Genomic DNA, 18,663 nt, shown 5'->3' with positions numbered 1-18,663 from the left:
CCTTCGGCACATGTCCACCACTTCAGTGATCGCTGGCGACGTCGGCCGTGCGTCGTCGAACGTGTCCCTGCGCACGCTCATGGCCGAGCCGGTGTTCAAGCTCGGCCTCGTCGTCGAGGGTGACGCCGACGTCCTCGACCGCGCCATCGCCTGGGTGCACAGCTCCGACCTCGGCGACCCGACGCCCTGGCTGGAGCCCGGCCAGCTGCTCCTCACCGACGGCATGCAGTTCACCGGCGAGATGAGCGACGAGCTCGCCGACCGCCGCGCCGACGAGTACGTCCGCCGCCTCTCCGCCCGGGGTGTGCTCGCGCTCGGGTTCGCCACCGGGATCATCCACGCCGGCATCCCGCAGCGGCTCGTCGAGGCATGCGAGCGACACGGGTTCACCCTGCTCGAGGTGGGGGAGCGAACCCCGTTCATCGGCATCATCCGGTTCGTCGCCGACGCGGTCGCAGCCGCCCGCGTGGCATCGCTCGAGTGGTCGCTCGCCGCCCAGCGTGCGGTAGCGAGGGCGGCGCTCCGACCCGACGGCCTGACCGCGATCCTCGCGGAGCTGGGGCAGCAGCTCGGTTGCTGGGTCGCGCTGTACGACGCGCTCGGCAACCGGGTCACCACGAGGACGCGCGAGCCGGTGCCGGAGGGTGTGGAGGCCGCCGTCGCCGAGGTGCTGCGGCGCGGGTCGCGGGCCGGACTGCACCTCGCGGACGGAGCGGAGGGCGCGACGCTGCTGACGCTCGGCCGCCGAGGCGAGCTGCGGGGCATCCTCGCGGTCGGGTCCGGCGTGCCGCTCGACCACGCCGAGCACGACCTCGTCTCCAGCGTCATCGGCCTCGCGAGCATCGCCCTCGAACAGCACAGCGCCCTCGACCTCGCACGCCGGCAGCTGCGCTCCGGGCTCCTCGAGCTGCTGCTCTCCGGGGACCGCGCGGTCGCCGAGCGCACCGCCCAGCGGCTCTGGGGGCCGCTGCCGCCCGACCCGATCCGCGTCGCCGTGGTCGACATCCCCGAGGATGAGCTGGGCTTCCTCTCCGAGCTCGACGTGCAGGCCGCGGCGCATGGCGGCAAGCTGTTCTTCGCCGAGCAGGACGAGCGCATCGTCATCGTGTCGAGCGACGCGGACACCGGACTCTGGGACGCCGTCGTCGGCCGCCACGGGCTGTCCGGCGGGGTGTCGGCGAGGACGAGCTGGGAAGGCTTGCGGGACGGGCTGTCCGAGGCCGAGCGGGCTCGCGCATCGGCCGGGGAGACGCCGCGACTCGTGCGATACGAGGCGCTCGCCGAGCAGGGGTTGCTCGGGTTGCTGAGTGCGTCGGGTGGAGAGGTGCTGGCGAACCGGCTGCTGGAGCCGCTGGGCGGGCTCGGAGCCGAGGCTCGTGCGGTCCACATGACCACGGCTCGGGTGTGGTTGGAGGCCAACTGCGTCACCGATCAGGCGGCTGGCCGCCTCGGGATCCACCGGCAGACCCTCCGAGCGCGCATCGGCACGCTGGAGTCGCTGCTCGACCTCGACCTCTCCCGCTTCGGCGACCGAGCCGAGCTGTGGAGCGCCCTCCAGCTCGCCGACGGCTGACGGATTCGCGCGTCGTGCACCCTCGTTCCCAGATTCACCCCTTCGGTCCATGAGCTTGTCGAAGGGCGGTGGTCATCGGGGCGGGACTGCACTTCGACAGGCTCAGTGACCGGATGGGGCTCAGCGACCGGGGAGGTTCTCGGTGGGGACTGCCGATCGACGAGCGTCAGTGCACGAGCTGGCTCACACGTTGCACCGAGACCCCGAAGACGGCCGCGGCGTCGCTCTGGCTGGCTCCCTTGGCGATGAGGCTCAGGACGGCCTCGCGGCGCTTGCGCGCTGCCTCGCGCACCTGCTGGCGTGCCTGCTCTTCAAGGGTGTTGGATTCGCCCCAGAGGCCGACCGCCTCATCCCGGACCGTCATAACGACGTCCCCGTCGTAGTCATCGAGATCGAGCCACAGGGCCGCGACGTCGCGGGCAGCTGCAGCGATGTCCTTGAACCTCTTCGCTGAGCCCATGGCGACGATCCGGTGTCCCGCGCCTCGGGGGGAGTCGGTGGTGAGCGAGGGGATCTCGAACGTCCACCACTTGCCGTCGAGGTAGGTCACGACGTCGAGCGTCTGGGTCACGGTTGCTGCGGTCATTCGCGGGCCTCCTGATTGTCTGTCGGCGCGGGCGAGCGGTGCGGTGCGCTACTTCCACCCGCTCGGCGCATCCGGGAACATCTCGATGAGCTGCTTCACGATTCCGGCCGACACCTCGTGATGTGGAATCGTCAGATACTCGCGCCCGTTCTCCGGATTGCCCCATTTCTCGTGGGAACCCTTCTGCTGCCGGAGCAGCACCCAGCCTTTCGAGCTGAGGAACCTCACCACATCGCGGTACTTCTGTGGCCTCGGCATAATTCTACTCAAGCCCCCCATTGATTTCAAGATGAAGAGGGGGCTAGATATTTGAAGCCGCTGACGCAACTCGACCGTGCCCCAGACTGACGAGCCTCGCCCTCCTCGAAAGGCTAGCTCGCGACGTCATCGCACCTGGTCGGGTGCGCGCGCCCTGTGGACAACGGGAGTGATGCACGCCCTGTGGGGGACGTTCGGCCACCGAGCGCAGCTCGGCCACCGAGTTTGTCGAGGTGCGTACGAGGCACTTCGACAAGCTCAGTGGCCGGAAAGCGCCCCGCGGGTGAGGAGCGCGGTGAGCGGGTGCACCGTGTCCCGGTCCTCGCGCGCACCCCATCCCGGTCCCTGAGCGTGTCGAAGGGCGGTCGACATGGGGCGGGACCGCACTTCGACAGGCTCAGTGACCGGACGGGGGCGTCGGTGGCCGGGGCCGAAGCACCTACGCGATGCGGATGAGCTTCTTGTTGACGAACTCGTCCATCGCGGGCTTGCCCATCTCGCGGCCGGTGCCGGAGCGCTTCACGCCGCCGAAGGGCAGCTCCGCCGCGTCGCCGAGCACGAGGTTGATCCACACCATGCCGGCGTCGATCCCGTCCGCGACCCGCAGCGCCTGTTCCTGGTCGGTCGTGTACACGTAGGAGCCGAGGCCGAACGGGGTGTCGTTCGCAAGGCGCACCGCCTCCTCCTCGGACGCGACCCGGTAGAGCGCGGCGACGGGGCCGAAGAACTCCTCGTGGAACGCGTCCATCTCGGGCGTGACGTCGGTGAGCACGGCCGGCGGGAAGAAGTTCCCATCCGGTTCACCCGATGCGAGGATCGTCGCGCCCTGTGCCTTCGCACGTCCCAGCTGTTCGCCGAGTCGCTCCGTCGCGGCGGCCGACGACAGCGGGCCGAGCTGGGTGCTCTCCGCCATCGGGTCGGCCGGTGCGTTCGCCGTGAAGACCTCGGTGAACTTCGCGGCGAAGTCGTCGAACAGCTCGTCGATGACGATGAACCGCTTGGCGGCGTTGCAGGACTGCCCGTTGTTGTCGATGCGGGCGTTGACGGCGTCCTGGACGGCGGCGTCGAGGTCGTCGGTCGACAGCAGGATGAACGGGTCGGACCCGCCGAGCTCGAGGACGACCTTCTTGAGGTGCTTGCCGGCCAGCTCGGCGACCGCGGAACCGGCGCGCTCCGAACCGGTGACCGAGACGCCCTGCACGCGCGGGTCGGCGATGACCGTCGCGATCTGGTCGTTCGTCGCGAAGATGTTCACGTACACGGATTCGTGGGCGCCCAGCTCGGCTTCGGCGTCGTCGAAGATCTGCGCGATCGCCAGCGCCGACTCGGGGCACTGCGGGGCGTGCTTGAGGAGGATGGTGTTGCCGTTGACCACGTTCGGGCCGACGAACCGCGCCACCTGGTAGTACGGGAAGTTCCACGGCATGATGCCGAGCAGCACCCCGAGCGACGCACGACGGATGAACGCCGAACCGGTGCCGTCGGACAGCTCGATCGGCTCGTCGGCGGAGAAGGCCTCACCGTTGTCGGCGTAGTACTGGTAGATCGCGGCGGCGAAGTCGACCTCGCCGAGCGCCTGCTCGTACGTCTTGCCCATCTCGCGGACGGCGATCTCCGCCAGCTGCTCGCGACGCTCCGTGTGGAGGGCGGCGACGCGGGCGATGAGCGCGGCGCGGTCGGCGACGGGAGCGCGACGCGACCACTCCTCGTGAGCGGCGGACGCGGCGGTGATCGCCTGCTGCAGCTCCTCGTCCGTGATCGTCGGGTAGTCGCGGAGAGTCTCTCCGGTCGCGGGGTTGACGACGGCGTAGTCGCTCACTGGTGTGCTCCTTTGTCTGAGGTGCTGCTGGTGCGGTGCGGTGTCCGTTGCGGCCGATGCGAGCTGTGCGGGTTCGACGTGAGCGGGACCACCACCTGCACCGTATCGAACCAGGCTCCGCCTGTCATGGGTTGGACGGCGGCTCCTGCGTCGGAACCCCGCTCAGGAGTCGAAGCCCAGCCCGACGGCGTCCATCGTGCGGAGCCAGAGCCCCCGCTTGCCCTCGTTGCGGTCGGCTCGGGCCATCTCCGACAGCGAGATGCGCGCGCCGATGAACGCGAGCGGGTCGGGCGGGAACGGCGTCGGCTTCTTCTGGACGAAGTCCATCGTCGTGCGCTCGGTCGGCGTGCCGGAGAGGAGGTCGAGCATGACGTTCGCGCCGTACCGGGTGGCTCCGACGCCGAGCCCGGTGAACCCGGCCGCGTGGGCGACCTTGCCGCCGTGCGCGGTCTCGAAGAAGGAGAAGAATCGCCCGCAGGTGTCGATCGCGCCGCCCCACTTGTGGGAGAAGCCGAGGTCGGCGAGCTGCGGGTAGGTGTGGGCGAAGTGGGCGGCGAGCTTGAGGAAGGACTCCTCGCGCTGGTCGAACCGCGGCTCGACGCGGCCGCCGTAGTTGTAGACCGCGTCGTAGCCGCCGTAGAGGATGCGGGTCGACCCGTTCGCGTCGGTCGTGAGCCGCGAGTAGTGGAAGCGGTTGTCGAGGTCGGAGATGCCCTGCCGGCCCTTCCAACCCAGGCTCTCGAGATGCTCGGCGGAGAGCGGGTTCGTCATGAGCGCGTAGTCGTAGACCGGCACCGTGTACTTCCGGGCACTCGGGATGAGGGCCTTGAAGACGTTGGTGCCGAGGGCGACGTGCTTCGCGACGACCGAGCCGTGCGTCGTCGTGAGGGTGACCGACGTCGCGTCGGACCGGATAGAGCGGACGTGCGTGTACTCGTGGATCTCCACACCCAGGTCGAGGCAGACGCGTCGCAGCTCCCACGCCAGCTTCGCCGGGTTGACGAGCGCCGCACCGGTCGGCTCGAACAGGCCAGCCTGGAAGATCGGCGAGTGGACCTCCGCCTGCATCGCCTCGCGGTCGAGGAACCGGGCACCGTGCTCCTCGGCGCTCTCGCGCAACCAGTCGACGTGGTGCGGAGCCGTCGCCGCCTGCAACAGGCCCGTCTCCTCCCAGTCGCAGTCCATGCCGTACCGGGCGATGGTCTCGCCGATCTCGCGCAGGTTCTCGCGTCCCAGCTCCTCCAGGCGGTCGAACTCGTGCGGCAGGCGGCTCTTGCCGTTCGAGGATCCGTGGGTGAGGCTCGGCTCGCAGAACCCGCCGTTGCGACCGGACGCCGCCCACGCGATGCGGCGGCCCTCGAGGAGCACGACCCGGCGGTCCGGGTCGCGCTCCTTCGCGAGCAGCGCCGTCCACAGGCCCGAGTACCCACCACCGACGATCGCCAGGTCCGTCTCGACGTCCGCCTCGAGGCGGGGGAGCGGAGCGGGCCGTGCCGGGTCGTCGAGCCAGTACGGCTCCGGTTCGGCCGAGGCCAGCTGTTCCCGCAGGCGTGCGGTGTCGGCGAGCTCTTCGGCCAGTTCGTAGGTGGTTCTCATGGTTGGTCCCCTGTGGTGCGTGGTTCGGTGCGGTCGCGTGGTGCGCGGTCAGTCGGTGCGGGCGGCGTCGGTGCGTTCGGCCTCGGCACGCGGGGTTCCGGCGGATGCCCCGCCGCTCCCGAGGCCCGCGTCGCGCTTGGTGCTGCGTTGCACGAACAGCCAGATCACCACGCCGAGTGCCAGCAGGCCGAGCGCGATGCCGAGCTCGAGGAACCCGCCGTAGCCCGTGGTGGAGAACCCGGTGGCGCCGACGACGAGGATGATCGCGAGGAGCACCGAGAGCACGACCGATAGCGGCACGAAGAGGCGCGGCAGGCGGATCGGGCGGACGGCGTCGGGGCGGTCCTTGCGCAGCAGGAAGAAGCCGGAGACGGCGAAGAAGTGCGTGAGGATGTAGCCGAGGTTGCCGGTCACGATGATCGCGAGCGGGTTCTGCAGCACGACGAGGATGACGACGTTCATGACGAGCATGACGTTGAGCGAGCGGAACGGCACACCGCGGCGGTTGAGCACGCCGAGTGACGGGACGGTGACGCGCTCCTTGCCCATGTTGAACAGCACGCGTGAGGCGTCGGCCACCGAGGTGGTCATGATGAGCAGCAGCGAGGCGATGAGGCAGAGCACCATGACGTCCGCGGCGCCACCGACGAGCGAGGCGAAGCTGGCGACGAAGAAGGTCGCCGGGTTGTCGGCGATCGCCGCTTCACCCGCGTAGCCGCCGAGGGTCAGCGGGATGACGAAGAAGACGCCGAGGCAGAAGAGGACGGAGGCCTTGATCGCCTTGGTCGTGTCCTTCACCGAGTCGCGGTACTCCGGGGCGAAGGTCGCGCAGACCTCGATGCCGAAGGTGGTCCACGCCATGATGTACAGCCAGACGATCGCGGTGTGCAGGCCCTCGATGCCCTCGAGCTTCCAGGTGAGGTCGAGCGGTGCCCAGTCGGCGCTGAACAGCGGGAAGACGATGAACACGAACAGCGGGATGAGCAGGATGCCCGCGGTGATGTAGACGAACGCCATCGTGACGCGGACGCCGATGACGTTGATGAGGTACATCACGCCGATGACGCCGAGCCCGATGAGGATCGGGAAGGTGATGGAGATCGGGCCGAGCTGGATCACCCAGTCCTCGTTCGGGAACCACTGGGCCTGGATGAGTGCACCGGTGACCGCGCCGTAGGTGGCGAGGTTGGTGCCCCAGGGGAGCCAGTAACCGACGCCCGTGATCGGTGCGACCCAGGGTGCGCGCGACTTCCACGCTTCGGCCGCGTAGTGCGCGATGCCGCCGGAGGAGTTCGGGAACATGGTGGCGAGCTCGGTGTAGATCCAGTTGACGCCCATCGCGAGGATCATGGAGATCGCCCACAGGACGGCGGCCCCCCAGCCGCCGAGGCCGGTGATGGAGGCGCCGAGAGTGGCGATGAGCGCGGCTGGCATGGTCATCGCCATGGCGAAGCCGTCGAACCAGCGCATCCGTTTCGGCAGGTGCGTGGTCTCGTCGGTGCTGGTGACGTGTTCGGTCGACATGGGCTCTTCTCGATTCGTGGGGGACGGGACGTCGCTGTCTCGCTGCTGGTGCACTCAATGTGCCGAAGAATTGTTGTGACGACAAGATCGTGTCGGTCTCGTTGTTGTAATCGTAACTTTGACGAAACAATACTGCTTGTTCGAGGAATCGCAAGGTCCTAGGCTGATCCCACATTCTCCCGACGACATCCGCACGACGCTGTTCGGCGTCGTCGGCCCAGCCACGACACCAGGAGGTCCGGAATGACCACGTTGCCGACACCCACTCGCACCCAGCTCTTCATCGCCGGCGAGTTCACCGACGGAACCAGCTCGGAGCGCTCGGAGGTGATCAGCCCCGTCACCGGTGACGTCATCGCGTCGATCCCCGTGGCCGGCACCGCCGAACTCGACGAGGCGGTGCGACGCGCGCACGAGGCGCAGCGGGAGTGGCGGAAGCTCGGCGTGTTCAAGCGCGCGGAGATCTGTCACCGGGTCGGCGACGCGATCAACGCCCGCGTCGAGGAGCTCGCCCGCCTGCAGACGCTGGAGCAGGGCAAGCCGCTCGCCGAGTCGATCGCCGACATCGCCGAGGCCGCGCAGCTCTTCCACCTCCACGCCGAGGACGCCCTCCGTCTCTACGGCGAGACGCTGCCGTCGAGCGACATCGACAAGCGCATGTTCACCTGGCGCGCACCGGTCGGCGTCTGGGGCATCATCACGCCCTGGAACTTCCCGCTCCTGATGTTCAGCGAGTTCGTCGCCCCGGGCCTCGCGACCGGCAACGCCTGCATCGTCAAGCCGCCGAGCAACACGCCCCTCGCGGTCCTCGCGGCGATGGACTGCCTCGTCGAGGCGGGCGTCCCGGCCGGGCTCGTCAGCGTCCTCCCCGGCGACGGCGCGTTCGGTTCCGAGCTCGTCTCCCACGACGGCATCGACGCCATCGGCTTCATCGGCTCGTCCGCGACCGGCGCGAAGATCGTCCGCACCGCGGGCCTCAAGCGCTCCCTCATGGAGTGCTCCGGCAACGGCCCGATCGTCGTCCTCGAGGACGCGAACATCGAACGCGCCGCGAAGGCCGCCGTCGACTCCGCCTTCTACAGCGGCGGGCAGGTCTGCTGCGCGACCGAGCGGCTCATCGTCCACCACAACGTCCACGACACCTTCGTCGAGGCTGCCCTCGCCTATGCGAAGGCGACCGTACGACTCGGCAACCCCTTCGACGAGGGGATCAACCTCGGACCGCTCAACAACGAGGGCGTCGCCGCGAAGATGGACCGCCACCTCGACGAGGCCCGCTCGCTCGGCTTCGACATCCTGCTCGGCGGCGGTCGTGCCGCGGGCCACCCGACGGACCTCTACTACGACTTCACGATCGTCGACGGCGTCTCCGAGGACAGCCTGCTGTCGCGTGAGGAGTCGTTCGGTCCGGTCCTCCCCATCCTCACGGCCAAGGACGACGACGACATCCTCCGCATCGCCAACGCCGACGCGCTCGGCCTGCAGTCCGCGGTGTTCACCGAGAGCCTGTCGAAGGCCTACCGCTTCATGGAGGAGCTGGAGACCGGCCAGGTCATCGTCAACGACTCCAACGGCTGGTGGGACATCAACATGCCGTTCGGTGGTGCGGGCGGCAAGGGCACCGGCTGGGGTCGGATCGGCGGCATGTACACGCTGCACGACATGACCGACCTCCGCACCGGCGCGATCCACGTCCGCTAGTCGGACCGATCCGCCGATCGGCGACCTCCCTCGGTCTGCTCGATCGGCGTCGCCTCGGTCGACCGCCCGCGCTCGGGTCGGTCGGTCGGTCGGGGCTCGTGGCTCGGGTGGGGCGGACACCGCACCCGGGCCGCACGGCTTCCCTCGCTACGCTTGCCAGATGACCATCCGCCCGCTGCCGGAGGAGCCACATGAACGACCTTGACGACATCGACCGTCGGCTGATCGCGATCCTGCAGCAGGACGGACGGAAGGCGTTCTCCGAGATCGCCACCGAGACCGGGCTGCCGGCGTCGTCCGTCCGCTATCGGATCCAGCGACTCGAGGACACCGGGATCCTGCAGATCGTCGGCATCGCGAACCCGCTGTCGATCGGCTTCGACCACCTGGCGCTCATCGGCATCCGCTGCGAGCCGGGGATGGCGCGCGGGGTGTGCCAGGAGCTGTCGAAGCACGCGGAGACGAGCTACGTGGTGCTCACGAGCGGTGGCTTCGACGTGATGGTCGAGGCCGTGTGTCGTGACATGGACCACTACAAGACGTTCCTCCTCGACACGCTGCAGCCGACGCCCGGGGTGCGGTCGACCGAGACGTTCTTCGTGCTCGAAGCCCACAAGCTCGCCTACGGCTGGGGCGTCGGGTAGGCCGTCGGCCTGCGCCGACACCGCCCGCCTCCGTCCTGCTCAGAGAGGTACCTCATGACCGACCACCTGCTCGCCCCCAACGCGGTGCTCCAGGCGCTGACGTGGCGCTCGCGGACAACCCGCTCGCGCCCGAGGACGTCGTCTCGGGGTCGCCGCGGAGCGGGATCGTGACGCTCGCGGCCGTCGGTGACACCGAGGTCGGCGTCTGGGAGTTGGGTGTCGGCGTCGTGCAGGACACCGAGATCGACGAGGTGTTCGTGGTCCTCTCGGGTGAGGCGACCGTCGACTTCGCCGACGGCACTCCGTCGCTGGAGCTCCGTGCGGGCTCCATCGGCCGGCTCGCCGCCGGCGCCCGCACCACCTGGACGGTCCGCGAGACCCTCCGCAAGGTCTACGTCGCCTGACCCGCCGGCGCGACAGCAGGACATCCGCCCGACAGCAGGACGCTTCGTGCCCGTCCGTCCTGCTCTCGCGCCGATCTCCTGCGTTCCGAGCACCCCAATAGGCTTGGCGCATGAACCTGCGCACCGTCGAGCTCGACCACACGGACCACGCCGCCCTCGACCTCTGGTGGGGTGCAGCGTCCCGCGGCTTCCTGTCGAAGCCCGACACCGACGTGGCGGTGCGTGCCGAGCGGCGTCAGCTCCTCGTCGGCAGCTCAATCCTCGGGGTCTACGACGACACCGCGGCCGAACCGCTCGTCCCCGTCGGCACGCTCGGTTCCTTCCCGACCGCCCTGACGATCCCGGGTGGCTCCGTCCGTGCCCTGGCCATCACCGAGGTGACCGTCTCGACGTCCCATGAGCGTCGAGGCATCGCGCGATCGCTGATGGAGAACCGACTCCACCACGCCCAGGCCACCGGTGCCGCGGTCGTCGCGCTCACCGCGAGCGAGGCGACCATCTACGGTCGATACGGCTTCGCCCCGGCGACCTGGGAGTTCACGCACGAGGTCGACCCCAAGCGCGTAGCGTGGCGGGGTGCGCCGCCCGCCGGCCGCGTCCACACGCTCGACCCGCGCTCGCTCGCCACCATCGCACCCGCGCTGTTCGAGCGCTCCCGCGGCACCGGCGACATCGATCGCGGTGTCGCCTGGTGGAAGCAGGCCCTCCGTGAGGTGACCATCCGGCACTTCAGCCACGGTGAGGGTGACACGCTCGCCCTCCGCTACGACGACGCCGACGGCGAACCTCAGGGCTACGCGCTCTACCGCGTCGGCGAGGAGTGGGGCACGATCGTCGTCGACGACCTCGTCGCCACCACCCCGGCGGCCCGCTTCGCGCTCTGGCGGCACCTCACCGGGATCAGCCTCACCACGAAGGTCACCTTCCACCAGGCTCCGACGGTCGAAGCGATCCAGTGGCGACTCGTCGACCGCCGCGCCGTCAAGACCACCGCGCGAGCCGACTCGCTCTGGCTCCGCATCGTCGACGTGCCGACCGTCCTCGGAGCGCGCCGGTTCACCGTCCCCGGGGCATCCGAACCTCGCGAGCACCTGCTCGACGTCGAGGATACCCTCGGCCTCGCCGGTGGTCGGTTCGCGCTCCGCATCGACGAGCACGGTGCCGCGGTCGCGGAACGCATTGGCGACGTGCCGGAGCCGACCGACGACGACGCTGTGCGCCTCACCATCAACGAGCTGTCGGCTGTCCTCCTCGGCGGCCCGCGCGTGTCGGCGCTCGCCGAAGCGGGGCTCATCACCGGGTCGTCCGATGCGGTGCGAGCGCTCGACCTCGCCTTCGCCACGGAGCAGGCGCCCTTCCTGCGGACGCACTTCTAGGGGGATCCCCGCGCCGACCCCTCTGGTCGCTCAGGGCGCGATCACTCAGGGCGCGGTCGTGCTGAGGAAGATCGCCGCGGCGGGGAGTCCGAGCAGGACGAACCAGCCGGTGATGAACGCGCCGACCAGGCCGGTCGCGAGGATGAAGCCGCCGATGGTGGCGGCGAGGGTGCCGAGCAGCTGGCGTTGTTCGGCCGGGATGCTGCGGCGCAGGGTGCGGGGGAGTGCCGCGAGCTGCGGGCGTGACGTGCGGATGGAGCCGGTGGTGGCGGGGTGCTGCAGGGTCGTCATCGGGGTCGGGTGGTTCCTGGTCGGGTTCGGTCGGGAGGTGCGCTCCGGGAACGCCTGATCGGTCGGGTTGAGATCTATATCTCGGAGTGCAGATTTGTTATACACCTTGGTGAACCTGCCTGCAACTCGTCGATGCAGCATCGTCGGCGGCGCACAACGGTGACACCGCTCCACAGGCACCCGATCCGCGCTCGCCGTGTCATGCCCACCAACTGTCGAGCCGTCGAGTGGCTCCCGATCGATACCGTCGCTGCAGCATCGCGACGGCCATCGTCGCGGCATGGCCAGGACAGGAGCGGGTGTGGACACGATCCCGGATGACATGGGCACCGATTCTCTCGGGGAAGCGCCGCCAGGAGGCCGTTCCAGCTCGCTCGGACGGCGTTCGATCGTGGCGATCGTCGTCGCGGTGGTCGCTCAGCTGAGTGTCTTCGCGCTACTGGTCGTCGCCTGCACGGCACAGGTCGGTGAGTCACGGGGTGATCGTGCTTCGCCGGTGGCAGAGGCGCCGACGATCGACCCGAGCGCTCCTCAGCGTGACGACGAGCTTCCCACCCGAGACGAGGTGTTCGCCGTGGCAGCAGACCTCCTCGGGCGGATGGTCGATACGGCGTCGGGCGGACAGCCGTTCGCGTTCTCGCCCCAGGCTTCGGAGGCGCCCTGCAGGAGTCTGGCGCCGTCCGGCCGCGCTACGAAGCTGGCGCGCATGGCCGTCGAGGTCGAACTGCCGGTCGGAACGAGTCGGGACGTGCTCGTCGACCTCATCAACGGGTACGCGCCGCCGCTCGAACTCGCGGCCGACTCGGACGAGTTCCGGTCGATGCTCATCGTGCCGTCGCACGGCGGGCTCGAGCTGTCGACGCAGCTCCGCGACGACGCCGTCATCTTCGAACGAGAGCTGCGATCCGATGCCGACGTGCTGCGGATCACGGTCGAGAACGGCTGCTTCGTTCCGCCGATAGAGTGACATCCGTCGAGCAAAGGGGAGTGTCGGATGAAGATCGTCGTCGCAGGAGGCAGCGGGATGGTCGGGCGGCACGTCGTCGCGGTGGCCCAGGAGCGCGGACACCGGGTGGTCGCGCTGTCGCGTGTCACCGGCGTCGACCTCGCCACCGGCGCCGGGCTCGCGCAGCAGTTGGAGGCCGCGGACGTCGTCATCGACGTGACGTCGACGGCTACGCAGTCCGCCCAGCGGTCGCGCCAGTTCTTCGGCGCGGTCACCCGCAACCTGCTCGATGCAGAGGGTGCCGCCGGCGTGCCCCACCACGTCGCGCTGTCGATCGTCGGAAGTGACAAGGCGCCCTTCGCCTACTACGCGGGCAAGGCGCTGCAGGAGGAGCTCGTCAGCACCGGACGTATCCCGTGGACGATCCTGCGCGCGACGCAGTTCCACGAGTTCGCGCAGCAGATGGTCGAGCGGTTCCGATTCGGGCCGGTCACGATGGTGCCGACGATGACCTCGCAGCCGGTCGCCGCGCGCGAAGTCGCCGAGCGCCTGGTGGAGCTGGCCGAGGGCGAGCCGCAGGGGCGCCCGGCCGATCTCGCTGGCCCCGAGGAACTGCGGATGACCGCGATGGTCAAGGCCTACACCGCAGCCACGGGCATCCGCGGCCCGGTCGTGCAGATCCCGCTGCCCGGCGGCTTCGGTAAGGCGATGCGCGACGGCACCACCCTCGCCGGACCGGACGCGCAGCGCGGTGCGCAGAAGTTCGCGCAGTGGATCGACGGGCTCGACGCCGCTCGCTGAGCGTCAGCTCCGCTGAGCCGCCCGGACGTCCTGCATGAGTCGAGGCGTGCGCCACTCGCCGACCCGCTGGAACCACTTGGACGGTGGGTAGGCGAGCCGGACGACGAAGTAGTTCACGTACTCGACGACGCCCAGCAGCCAGACGAATGGGATGCCGATGACCGCGAAGGGGTGGGCGGGGAACCAGACGATGATGCCGATGAGTCCGGCGAGCAGCAGTACCGCGTCGAGCACGCGGAAGCCGCGATAGATGGCGGCGAGTCCGCGAGGCATCGTGCCCTGCCTGACCCATCGCCGGGCGAGCAGCCAGTAGACGCCGGCCTGCACGAGGATCACCAGCAGCGGTACGAGGGCCGACCAGAACGCGAGCGCATCGCTCGGCCGTTCGAGCAACGGCAGCACCGACACGGACGCGACCCAGATGAACACGACGGCAGCGAACAGCTCACCGAGTCCGAGGCTCAGGTACCGGCGCCGGAGGACCGTGCCGCGATCGTCGGTCATGTCACCAGCCTAGACACGGTCTGTCGCGTCGGTCGAGCGGGCTCGACGGGCCTTCAGGTGCTCAGAACGAGACGGTCGGCAGCGTCATGATCTCGGCGCCGTCCTCGGTGATCGCGATGGTGTGCTCGCTGTGGGCGGTGCGGCTGCCGGTCACGCTGCGGAGGGTCCAGCCGTCGGCGTCGGTGACGAGCTTGTCGGTGTCGGCCATGACCCACGGCTCGATCGCGAGGAGCAGGCCCGGGCGCAGCTTGTAGCCGCGGCCGGCGCGACCGTCGTTCGAGACGTGCGGGTCCTGGTGCATGGTCGTGCCGATGCCGTGGCCACCGAACTCCATGTTGACCGGATAGCCGGCGCCACGCAGCACGGTGCCGATCGCGAAGGAGATGTCGCCGATCTTCGCACCCGGCTTGGCGGCGGCGATGCCGGCGGCGAGGGCCTCCTGGGTGGTCTCGATGAGCGCGAGGTCCTCGGGGGTCGCCGTGCCGACGACGAAGCTGATGGCCGAGTCGGCGGCGATGCCGTCGAGGAGGACGGCGAGGTCGAGGGTGAGGAGGTCGCCGTCGGCCAGCGCGTAGTCGCGGGGGAGGCCGTGCAGGACGGCGTCGTTCACGGCGGTGCAGATGTAATGGCCGAAGGGACCGCGACCGAAGGAGGGTGCGTAGTCGACGTAGCAGGAGACGGCGCCGGCTTCGAGGATCATCGCTTTGGCCCAGCGGTTGATCTCGAGGAGGTTGGTGCCGACCGTCACCCGGTGCTTGAGCGTGTGGAGGATGTTCGCGACGAGCTCGCCGGTGCGACGTGCCTTCGCGACCTCGGTGGGGGTGAAGATCTCGATCATGCGGGGCCCTTCCATCGGCGTGCTGCGTTCGTGGTGCGGTGGTGTTCGTGCCGCGAACGGCGCTCGACCAATAACTATACCGGTCAAACTATCCCGTACTACACTGGGCGCATGGTCCGCCTCCCGCTCACCCCCACCGATGTCGAACGCGGTCAGCGCCTCGGTGCGCTCCTCCGCGAGGCTCGTGGTGAGCGGTCGATGCTCGACATCGCCCTCGACGCCGGCCTCTCGCCGGAGACGCTGCGGAAGATCGAGTCGGGCCGGGTCGCGACGCCGGCGTTCTCCACCATCGCCGCGATCGCCGAGGTGCTCGGCCTCTCCCTCGACGAGGTCTGGGCCACGATCAGCCCGACCCGGCGTGCCGCCGCCCCGTCCGGCGAACGCCTGCGCGAGCGACTCGTCTCATAGCTCCCCGAGCCTGTCGAAGGGCCCACGCAGTCCCGCGGCCGTATCCGCACAACGCACCACGCCGGTCCCTGAGCTTGTCGAAGGGTCCATGCAATCCCGCGGCCGTATCCGCACAACGCGCCAGCCCGGTCCCTGAGCTTGTCGAAAGGCCCACGCAGTCCGCGGCCGTCTCCGCCCGACGCACCACGCCGGTCCCTGAGCTTGTCGAAGGGCCCACGCAGTCCCGCGGCCGTATCGGCATAACGCGCCACCCCGGTCCCTGAGCTTGTCGAAGGGCGCGCACCGTTCCCGGTCCCTGAGCCTGTCGAAGGGCCTGCACGCAGGACCCGAGCTGTGTAGCGTGGCACGGATGACCGAGGAGCAAGCCGACCCGCACACCAACGGTTTCATCGACGTGGAGGGCGGTGCGTCGATCTTCGTCGAGGAGTCCGGCGATCCCGTCGGCGTCCCCGCCCTCTGGCTGCACGGCGGCCCCGGCGGCTCGCTCGGCTCCGGTTGGTACCGCTCGCACTTCGACCTGTCGCGGTACCGCCTCATCGGCATCGATCAGCGCGGAAGTGGACGCAGCCTGCCGAACATCGTCGACGCCCGCGACCAGCTGGATGAGCACACGACCCAGCGTCTGATCGCCGACATCGAGGCGGTGCGCGTCGCCTCGGGTGTGGAGCGCTGGGTGGTCGCCGGTGTCTCGTGGGGGACGACGCTCGCCCTCGCCTACGCGCAGGAGCACCCCGATCGGGTGATCGCACTGGCGCTCGTCGCGGTGACGTCCACGAGTCGTGACGAGGTCGACTGGATCACCGAGGGCGTCGGCCGCGTGTTCCCCGAGGAGTGGGCGCGATTCGAAGGTGCAAGCGACCGGCGGGATGGCGAGCGGGTCGTCGAGGCCTACGCGCGCCGCCTCCGTGAGGGCGACGCGACGGACCGCACACACGCCACGGCCGCCTGGGACCGCTGGGAGAGTGCGCACGTGTCACTCGACCACCCGGAACGCGTCGGCCAGCTGTTCGCCGACGCGACCGTGCGAGAGGCGTTCGCGACGCTCGTCACCCATTACTGGAGTCACGACGGCTTCGTCGCCGGCGACCGGGCGGTGCTGTCGCGGATGGACCGCATCGCGCACATCCCCGGCGCGCTTATCCATGGCCGCCGGGATATCAGCGGACCGGCCGTGACCGCCTGGCGCCTCCATCAGCTGTGGCCGGCGAGTGAGCTGACGATCGTCGAGACCGAGGGCCACGGCGGCGCCGAGGAGAGCGCCGTGCTGCGTGCGGCCCTGGACCGCTTCGCGGCGCTTGGAGCGCAAAACCTCTCCTGAGCGCGGGCGATTGTCGCTGGATGCGGTGGTACTTCGACAGGCTGCCGAAGTACCACCACGCTCGGCTACATGTCAGCGCAACGCTCACACAGGCGGTATCCGTTGGTCCCGGATCGCCGGTTCTCCGCCGGAATCCGTGCTCCGGCCGGACAGTCGCTGTGGACGTGGTGCACGTCCGGGTCCGACGGGTTGATCGAGTAGGACGGGTCTGTCTTCATAGCTCCTCCTTGAGCTCAGTTGTCCTCCTAAATGAGGACTCCCCTGGAGAGTAGGTCTTGCGACCGACAATGAGCATGGGGGCTGCACTACTCCCTCCCATGACAGCGGCCCATGCGACACTCGACCCATGGAACCCGAGGTCGAGATCCGCGTCGCGACGCCGGCCGATGCCGCCGGGCTCGCCGAGCTGAAGCTGCTGATGTCGCCGCCGGCCGCTCCGCTCGCCGACTGGGAACGAGCGCTCTTCGCCCACGACCTCGTCTCATGGATCGCGGTCGACCCCGACTCCCGGGTGTGCCTGGTCGCCGTCGCGGACGACCGCGTCGTCGGGATGGCATGGCTGGTCGTGTTCTCCCGCGCCCCAAACGTCGGGGCCCTCCGCCGGCTGACCGGCGACGTGCAGAGCGTGTTCGTCCGCCCGGAGTTCCGTGGTCGCGGCATCGCCGGTCGCCTGATCGACGGACTGCTCGATGCCGCCCGCGCTCGCGACATCGGCCGGGTCTCCGTCAGCGCGAACGAGGAGGCCGCGTCGGTCTACCTCCGTGCCGGGTTCGAGCGGGCACCACTGCTCCTCGAGTGGCGGGCCCAGTCGGACGGATCCCGCTAACCTCCAACGGTGGCTCAAGAACTGATCTGGTTGACCCTGCTGGCGCTCGCGGTCGTGGTGGTCCTTACCGGATGGATGAAATACCTCCGCAAGCCGGCCTGGTCGGGCCGGGCGTTCGCCGTCCTCGTCCTGACGAACCTGCCGACCCTCGGACTCCTCGTGGTCGGAGCACTCGCGGTCGTCGAGCAGTGGCCGATCCTCCCTGCAATCGCTCCGCTCCTGCTGTTCGTCGGGGCTCTGCTCCAGGTCGTCCACGCGACCGAGGACGCTCGCAAGCTCGGCGTCAGGGAACGCGACGCTCTCGCCCTGTCCGGCTGGATCGCCGTGCTCTTCGGCGCCGGCTGGGCGGCGGTCGACGCGCTCATCTGACGGGACGCGCTCATCCGAAGGTCGTTCGCCCACTCCCCGAGAACGACGAATCGCCCTGATCCGCGAGCCGAGCGGTGGCTCGGTGCGGTCCAGGGCGATTCGCGATGCGGCGTGACTTACATGTCGCGGTAGCGCTTGGCCTCGGCGACGAGTTCGCGCAGCTTGTCGGCGTCGACGTCCGGGCCGTAGCCGGGGGTGTCGCGCTGGATGCGCCATCCCTCGGAGAGCGCACCGATGTCGAGCGGCTCGAACCCGAAGGAGTCGATCAGTGCGGCGACGGTGGCCTTCGCGTCGGCGTCGTCACCGGCGATGACGAGGGCCCGGCGGTTCGGGGTGCCGGACGGCTTGCCCTTGGTGGTGAGGTCCGCGGCGTAGATGTGGTTGAACGCCTTCACGACCTTCGACTCCGGGAGGTGCGCCTGGAGCATCTCGGCCGTGGTGGTCGTCTCCTCGTCGAGCTCGGCGATGTGGCCGTCCCGCTCGGGGTAGTAGTTGTTCGTGTCGATGACGACCTTGCCCGCGAGCGGTGCGACGGGGACGGTGTCGATCGCGTGCAGCGGGATGGTGACGATGACGATGTCGCCGCGCTCGGCCGCGTCGAGGGCGGTGCCGGCGGTGGCGTGCTCGCCGAGCTCCGAGACGAGGTCGGTGAGCGTCTCCGGTCCGCGCGAGTTGGACACGATGACGTCGTGACCCTGCGCCACCGTGAGGCGTGCGAGCTGAGAGCCGATGTTTCCTGAACCGATGATTCCGATGGTTGTCATGTTCAGGGGAACGGTTGGTGTGGGGTCGGGCATTCCTGTCCGGCTCGGATCTGGAGCCGCCGTTCAGGTTCGGCCGTTCGCCGCGGTGGTCAGAACACCGTCGCTCGGTCGGGCACC

General features: G+C 69.4%; 20 protein-coding genes. 11 read left to right on the top strand and 9 right to left on the bottom strand.

Annotated features, from left to right (window positions below; all coding sequences use genetic code 11):
- Positions 1-10 precede the first annotated feature (10 nt).
- On the top strand, positions 11-1,573 hold the full coding sequence (locus tag BWO91_RS17035) for a PucR family transcriptional regulator (protein ID WP_079003415.1): 1,563 nt from the start codon (positions 11-13) through the stop codon (positions 1,571-1,573).
- Between the two features lie 166 nt (positions 1,574-1,739).
- Here the strand turns inward: BWO91_RS17035 and BWO91_RS17030 are convergent, their stop codons facing one another.
- The 5 genes from BWO91_RS17030 to BWO91_RS17010 all read right to left on the bottom strand — a co-directional run bounded on the left by BWO91_RS17030 (position 1,740) and on the right by BWO91_RS17010 (position 7,356).
- Positions 1,740-2,159: a helix-turn-helix domain-containing protein gene (locus tag BWO91_RS17030; protein ID WP_079003414.1), complete on the bottom strand. Its 420-nt coding sequence runs from the start codon at positions 2,157-2,159 to the stop codon at positions 1,740-1,742.
- 48 nt (positions 2,160-2,207) lie between these two features.
- Positions 2,208-2,417, bottom strand: a complete 210-nt coding sequence (locus BWO91_RS17025; RefSeq protein ID WP_079004038.1) for a type II toxin-antitoxin system HicA family toxin — start codon at positions 2,415-2,417, stop codon at positions 2,208-2,210.
- Positions 2,418-2,856: 439 nt separating this feature from the next.
- Entirely contained in the window at positions 2,857-4,236 is a 1,380-nt protein-coding gene (locus BWO91_RS17020) for an NAD-dependent succinate-semialdehyde dehydrogenase (protein ID WP_079003413.1), read from the bottom strand.
- Between the two features lie 162 nt (positions 4,237-4,398).
- Complete coding sequence (locus BWO91_RS17015) at positions 4,399-5,832, bottom strand: NAD(P)/FAD-dependent oxidoreductase (RefSeq protein ID WP_079003412.1); 1,434 nt, start codon at positions 5,830-5,832, stop codon at positions 4,399-4,401.
- Between the two features lie 48 nt (positions 5,833-5,880).
- Complete coding sequence (locus tag BWO91_RS17010) at positions 5,881-7,356, bottom strand: APC family permease (protein WP_079003411.1); 1,476 nt, start codon at positions 7,354-7,356, stop codon at positions 5,881-5,883.
- Between the two features lie 243 nt (positions 7,357-7,599).
- Here BWO91_RS17010 and BWO91_RS17005 point away from each other — a divergent pair, with 243 nt between their 5' ends.
- The 4 genes from BWO91_RS17005 to BWO91_RS16990 all read left to right on the top strand — a co-directional run bounded on the left by BWO91_RS17005 (position 7,600) and on the right by BWO91_RS16990 (position 11,481).
- Positions 7,600-9,057, top strand: coding sequence for an aldehyde dehydrogenase family protein (locus BWO91_RS17005; RefSeq protein WP_079003410.1), 1,458 nt, complete (start codon positions 7,600-7,602; stop codon positions 9,055-9,057).
- A gap of 191 nt (positions 9,058-9,248) precedes the next feature.
- A complete protein-coding gene (locus tag BWO91_RS17000; RefSeq protein ID WP_056013555.1) occupies positions 9,249-9,701 on the top strand; it encodes an Lrp/AsnC family transcriptional regulator in 453 nt (150 codons plus the stop codon).
- A gap of 101 nt (positions 9,702-9,802) precedes the next feature.
- Positions 9,803-10,105, top strand: a complete 303-nt coding sequence (locus tag BWO91_RS16995; RefSeq protein WP_079003409.1) for a cupin domain-containing protein — start codon at positions 9,803-9,805, stop codon at positions 10,103-10,105.
- Between the two features lie 110 nt (positions 10,106-10,215).
- The gene (locus tag BWO91_RS16990) at positions 10,216-11,481 is read left to right on the top strand and encodes a GNAT family N-acetyltransferase (protein WP_079003408.1); all 1,266 of its coding nucleotides are present in this window, start codon (positions 10,216-10,218) and stop codon (positions 11,479-11,481) included.
- A 45-nt stretch (positions 11,482-11,526) separates the two neighbouring features.
- Here BWO91_RS16990 and BWO91_RS16985 read toward each other — a convergent pair whose 3' ends face one another.
- A complete protein-coding gene (locus BWO91_RS16985; protein WP_079003407.1) occupies positions 11,527-11,772 on the bottom strand; it encodes a hypothetical protein in 246 nt (81 codons plus the stop codon).
- Between the two features lie 322 nt (positions 11,773-12,094).
- On the opposite strand from BWO91_RS16985, the gene BWO91_RS16980 reads away from it, so the two are divergent.
- Complete coding sequence (locus tag BWO91_RS16980; RefSeq protein WP_153303527.1) at positions 12,095-12,739, top strand: hypothetical protein; 645 nt, start codon at positions 12,095-12,097, stop codon at positions 12,737-12,739.
- Positions 12,740-12,766: 27 nt separating this feature from the next.
- Entirely contained in the window at positions 12,767-13,519 is a 753-nt protein-coding gene (locus BWO91_RS16975) for an SDR family oxidoreductase (protein ID WP_079003405.1), read from the top strand.
- Positions 13,520-13,522: 3 nt separating this feature from the next.
- Here the strand turns inward: BWO91_RS16975 and BWO91_RS16970 are convergent, their stop codons facing one another.
- Together BWO91_RS16970 and map are read right to left on the bottom strand one after the other, a co-directional pair.
- Complete coding sequence (locus BWO91_RS16970) at positions 13,523-14,023, bottom strand: hypothetical protein (RefSeq protein ID WP_079003404.1); 501 nt, start codon at positions 14,021-14,023, stop codon at positions 13,523-13,525.
- A 61-nt stretch (positions 14,024-14,084) separates the two neighbouring features.
- On the bottom strand, positions 14,085-14,861 hold the full coding sequence (gene map / locus BWO91_RS16965; RefSeq protein WP_079003403.1) for a type I methionyl aminopeptidase: 777 nt from the start codon (positions 14,859-14,861) through the stop codon (positions 14,085-14,087).
- A gap of 111 nt (positions 14,862-14,972) precedes the next feature.
- Here map and BWO91_RS16960 point away from each other — a divergent pair, with 111 nt between their 5' ends.
- The 4 genes from BWO91_RS16960 (at position 14,973) to BWO91_RS16945 (ending at position 17,782) form a co-directional block, all read left to right on the top strand.
- Complete coding sequence (locus tag BWO91_RS16960; protein ID WP_071258464.1) at positions 14,973-15,269, top strand: helix-turn-helix domain-containing protein; 297 nt, start codon at positions 14,973-14,975, stop codon at positions 15,267-15,269.
- A gap of 349 nt (positions 15,270-15,618) precedes the next feature.
- Positions 15,619-16,587: an alpha/beta fold hydrolase gene (locus BWO91_RS16955; RefSeq protein ID WP_079003402.1), complete on the top strand. Its 969-nt coding sequence runs from the start codon at positions 15,619-15,621 to the stop codon at positions 16,585-16,587.
- Positions 16,588-16,933: 346 nt separating this feature from the next.
- Complete coding sequence (locus tag BWO91_RS16950) at positions 16,934-17,413, top strand: GNAT family N-acetyltransferase (RefSeq protein WP_079003401.1); 480 nt, start codon at positions 16,934-16,936, stop codon at positions 17,411-17,413.
- Positions 17,414-17,422: 9 nt separating this feature from the next.
- A complete protein-coding gene (locus BWO91_RS16945) occupies positions 17,423-17,782 on the top strand; it encodes a hypothetical protein (RefSeq protein ID WP_064296795.1) in 360 nt (119 codons plus the stop codon).
- 116 nt (positions 17,783-17,898) lie between these two features.
- Here BWO91_RS16945 and BWO91_RS16940 read toward each other — a convergent pair whose 3' ends face one another.
- Positions 17,899-18,579: an NADPH-dependent F420 reductase gene (locus BWO91_RS16940; RefSeq protein WP_346425807.1), complete on the bottom strand. Its 681-nt coding sequence runs from the start codon at positions 18,577-18,579 to the stop codon at positions 17,899-17,901.
- Positions 18,580-18,663: the final 84 nt, after the last annotated feature.

This window comes from Plantibacter flavus (assembly GCF_002024505.1).
Classification (GTDB): domain Bacteria; phylum Actinomycetota; class Actinomycetes; order Actinomycetales; family Microbacteriaceae; genus Plantibacter; species Plantibacter flavus_A.
Note: the sequence above shows the minus strand (reverse complement) of the source record. Positions and strands in the feature narration are given on the sequence as shown.

Excerpts from the sequence above, each read along its gene's own strand:
- BWO91_RS17035 (WP_079003415.1), top strand. The coding sequence starts at position 11 with ATGTCCACCACTTCAGTGATCGCTGGCGACGTCGGCCGTGCGTCGTCG.
- BWO91_RS17030 (WP_079003414.1), bottom strand. The coding sequence starts at position 2,159 with ATGACCGCAGCAACCGTGACCCAGACGCTCGACGTCGTGACCTACCTC.
- BWO91_RS17025 (WP_079004038.1), bottom strand. The coding sequence starts at position 2,417 with ATGCCGAGGCCACAGAAGTACCGCGATGTGGTGAGGTTCCTCAGCTCG.
- BWO91_RS17015 (WP_079003412.1), bottom strand. The coding sequence starts at position 5,832 with ATGAGAACCACCTACGAACTGGCCGAAGAGCTCGCCGACACCGCACGC.
- BWO91_RS17010 (WP_079003411.1), bottom strand. The coding sequence starts at position 7,356 with ATGTCGACCGAACACGTCACCAGCACCGACGAGACCACGCACCTGCCG.
- BWO91_RS17005 (WP_079003410.1), top strand. The coding sequence starts at position 7,600 with ATGACCACGTTGCCGACACCCACTCGCACCCAGCTCTTCATCGCCGGC.
- BWO91_RS17000 (WP_056013555.1), top strand. The coding sequence starts at position 9,249 with ATGAACGACCTTGACGACATCGACCGTCGGCTGATCGCGATCCTGCAG.
- BWO91_RS16990 (WP_079003408.1), top strand. The coding sequence starts at position 10,216 with ATGAACCTGCGCACCGTCGAGCTCGACCACACGGACCACGCCGCCCTC.
- BWO91_RS16985 (WP_079003407.1), bottom strand. The coding sequence starts at position 11,772 with ATGACGACCCTGCAGCACCCCGCCACCACCGGCTCCATCCGCACGTCA.
- BWO91_RS16980 (WP_153303527.1), top strand. The coding sequence starts at position 12,095 with ATGGGCACCGATTCTCTCGGGGAAGCGCCGCCAGGAGGCCGTTCCAGC.
- BWO91_RS16975 (WP_079003405.1), top strand. The coding sequence starts at position 12,767 with ATGAAGATCGTCGTCGCAGGAGGCAGCGGGATGGTCGGGCGGCACGTC.
- BWO91_RS16970 (WP_079003404.1), bottom strand. The coding sequence starts at position 14,023 with ATGACCGACGATCGCGGCACGGTCCTCCGGCGCCGGTACCTGAGCCTC.
- map (WP_079003403.1), bottom strand. The coding sequence starts at position 14,861 with ATGATCGAGATCTTCACCCCCACCGAGGTCGCGAAGGCACGTCGCACC.
- BWO91_RS16960 (WP_071258464.1), top strand. The coding sequence starts at position 14,973 with ATGGTCCGCCTCCCGCTCACCCCCACCGATGTCGAACGCGGTCAGCGC.
- BWO91_RS16955 (WP_079003402.1), top strand. The coding sequence starts at position 15,619 with ATGACCGAGGAGCAAGCCGACCCGCACACCAACGGTTTCATCGACGTG.
- BWO91_RS16950 (WP_079003401.1), top strand. The coding sequence starts at position 16,934 with ATGGAACCCGAGGTCGAGATCCGCGTCGCGACGCCGGCCGATGCCGCC.
- BWO91_RS16940 (WP_346425807.1), bottom strand. The coding sequence starts at position 18,579 with ATGCCCGACCCCACACCAACCGTTCCCCTGAACATGACAACCATCGGA.